The 1,916-nt window shown below is 49.4% G+C and carries 4 protein-coding genes; 2 read left to right on the top strand and 2 right to left on the bottom strand.

Features of this window, described 5'->3' with window-relative positions; all coding sequences use genetic code 11:
* Positions 1-119: 119 nt before the first annotated feature.
* Positions 120-362, top strand: a complete 243-nt coding sequence (locus ABD481_RS46310) for a hypothetical protein (RefSeq protein ID WP_158414331.1) — start codon at positions 120-122, stop codon at positions 360-362.
* Between the two features lie 345 nt (positions 363-707).
* Here ABD481_RS46310 and ABD481_RS46305 read toward each other — a convergent pair whose 3' ends face one another.
* Both ABD481_RS46305 and ABD481_RS46300 read right to left on the bottom strand, forming a co-directional pair.
* Positions 708-1,130, bottom strand: a complete 423-nt coding sequence (locus tag ABD481_RS46305) for a helix-turn-helix domain-containing protein (protein WP_004207907.1) — start codon at positions 1,128-1,130, stop codon at positions 708-710.
* A complete protein-coding gene (locus tag ABD481_RS46300; RefSeq protein ID WP_004207910.1) occupies positions 1,130-1,321 on the bottom strand; it encodes a Rop family plasmid primer RNA-binding protein in 192 nt (63 codons plus the stop codon). Before ABD481_RS46300 ends, ABD481_RS46305 begins: the two co-directional genes overlap by 1 nt.
* A gap of 414 nt (positions 1,322-1,735) precedes the next feature.
* On the opposite strand from ABD481_RS46300, the gene ABD481_RS46295 reads away from it, so the two are divergent.
* Positions 1,736-1,867 (top strand): replication initiation protein, encoded by a 132-nt coding sequence (locus ABD481_RS46295; RefSeq protein WP_101987969.1) that lies wholly within the window; start codon positions 1,736-1,738, stop codon positions 1,865-1,867.
* Positions 1,868-1,916: the final 49 nt, after the last annotated feature.

Raw genomic sequence — 1,916 nt, 5'->3', positions numbered from 1 at the left:
GCAAAAACGGCCTCAAGGCGTTTCTGACGGGAAACCGGTAAAACAGGCAACAAACCCCCCGAAAACCCGCCAGAAACGCGCAGGCTCTGTTTTTACGGCATGCATGAGTATGCGCGCAAGTGCATAGCGCGGAAATTCACACCATTCAGCCAGGGGAAGTCCTGTTTCCGGCGTTCTTCTCCTCCGAAAACGGTGAACGGGGACGCAATTTATTGCGTGGCCGTGAAGCGTTGCCGGCGCAGCCGGAAAACCGGTTTTCAGCACGTTCAGGAATCGGGTTCGTCGACGGCCGGCAATCACGTTATGGCAAGTCGCCGGACGACTCACCACACGATTCACCGGCGATTCGAATCGTGAATTGAATCAAGAGTCACCATGAGCAAAAAACACCCAAAGTGATGAATTGAATCAAGAGTCGATTCATCATAACAATATGATAATAAAGCGTGATTCACATATGAATCGTGGGCAATTCGTCAGCGATTCGCCATAGAGTCGTCCACGACTTGGATCTGCACTTTGTAACACATCACCGCACATTTATTTTTCATTAACCCATTGTTGTAAATAAGGAATCTGCAAAATTTTAATTTTGCGTGGGGTGTGGGTATTTTTAGTGGTGAGGAGCGTTCAGAGATCTGGCGATTTTTGGGAAGGTTCAGGAACTCCCCGGGATCGCCGGAGAGCAAAACTGAAACATGGCAGGATCAGGATTTTTTCCAGAATTTCCACCACGGAGAATGAGCCGGTGAAGAGGGGTCGTGCTTGTGCTCCAAAAGCTGCATAGCCTGGCGAAGGGAATCAATATGCTCATCGCGTGCTTTAACAGCCCCTTTAAGACCATCGTTTTCAGCTTCAAGTAAAGCGATTCTATGTTGTAAATCATGTAAACCAATGGTGTTAACCTCTGTAGAAATTGCGTCACTTTTTACATCATATTTTACAGTATCAGTTACACCATCAAGAGAACCAAACACCCTAATAAGCTCGGATACATCAATAACTTTAATATCCTTCCCGTGCTTTACAACAGAGGTATAACTTAACTTCCCGCTGTTAATCATCTTGTAAATAGTGGGACGACTAACCTTAACAAGCCGTGCAGCTTCACTAATAGACACTCTGGCCATCAGTTACCATCCTGTAATGAATCCAGTCTCGAGGAGAGTGTACGGAAAAGATGCTCTGCATCATCGTGGAGTTTCTCACAAAGGTCGGCCTCAGCATCAAGATCAAGCTCGTTAAGCTTCTCCAGCAGGAGCAGAGACTGATTCTGGATGAATTTAGCCATGTTCAGCGCCGTTTTCTGTTGTTTCGTCATAAGAGGCCTCAGAGCGTCAGTGCTCAGTGTAAAACCTGTCTCTTTTCCGCTTCCTCGCTCACTCAGTCGCTACGCTCCTGCCGTTCGACTGCGGCGAGCGGCAGGAGCATGCATAGAAAAGCTCGAGAAAACCGAGCGGTCAAAGGAGGAAAAAAAGGAAAGGCCACGGCGTTGCCGTTTTTCCATAGGCTCCGCCCCCCTGACAAGCATCGCAGAAACGGACGCTCAAATCAGTGGTGGCGAAACCCGACAGGACTATAAAGATACCAGGCGTTTCCCCCTGGCGGCTCCCTCGTGCGCTCTCCTGTTCCTGCCTTTCGGTTTGCCGGTGTCATTCCGCTGTTATGGCCGCGGTTTCTCATTCCACGCCTGACACTCAGTTCCGGGTAGGCAGTTCGCTCCAAGCTGGACTGTATGCACGAACCCCCCGTTCAGTCCGACTGCTGCGCCTTTTCCGGTAACTTTCAACTTGATTCCAAACCGAAAAGACACGACAAAGCGCCACTGGCAGCAGCCATTGGTAACGGTGTCGCAGAGCAGAGTTAACGAGAGTTCTTGAAGTGGCTGCCTAAAAACGGCTACACTGGAAGGACAG

The sequence above is a fragment of the Catenulispora yoronensis genome (genome assembly GCF_039531695.1).
GTDB classification, from domain to species: domain Bacteria; phylum Actinomycetota; class Actinomycetes; order Streptomycetales; family Catenulisporaceae; genus Catenulispora; species Catenulispora yoronensis.
The sequence above is the reverse complement of the archived record's forward strand: the minus strand, read 5'-3'. Positions and strand labels throughout refer to the sequence as shown.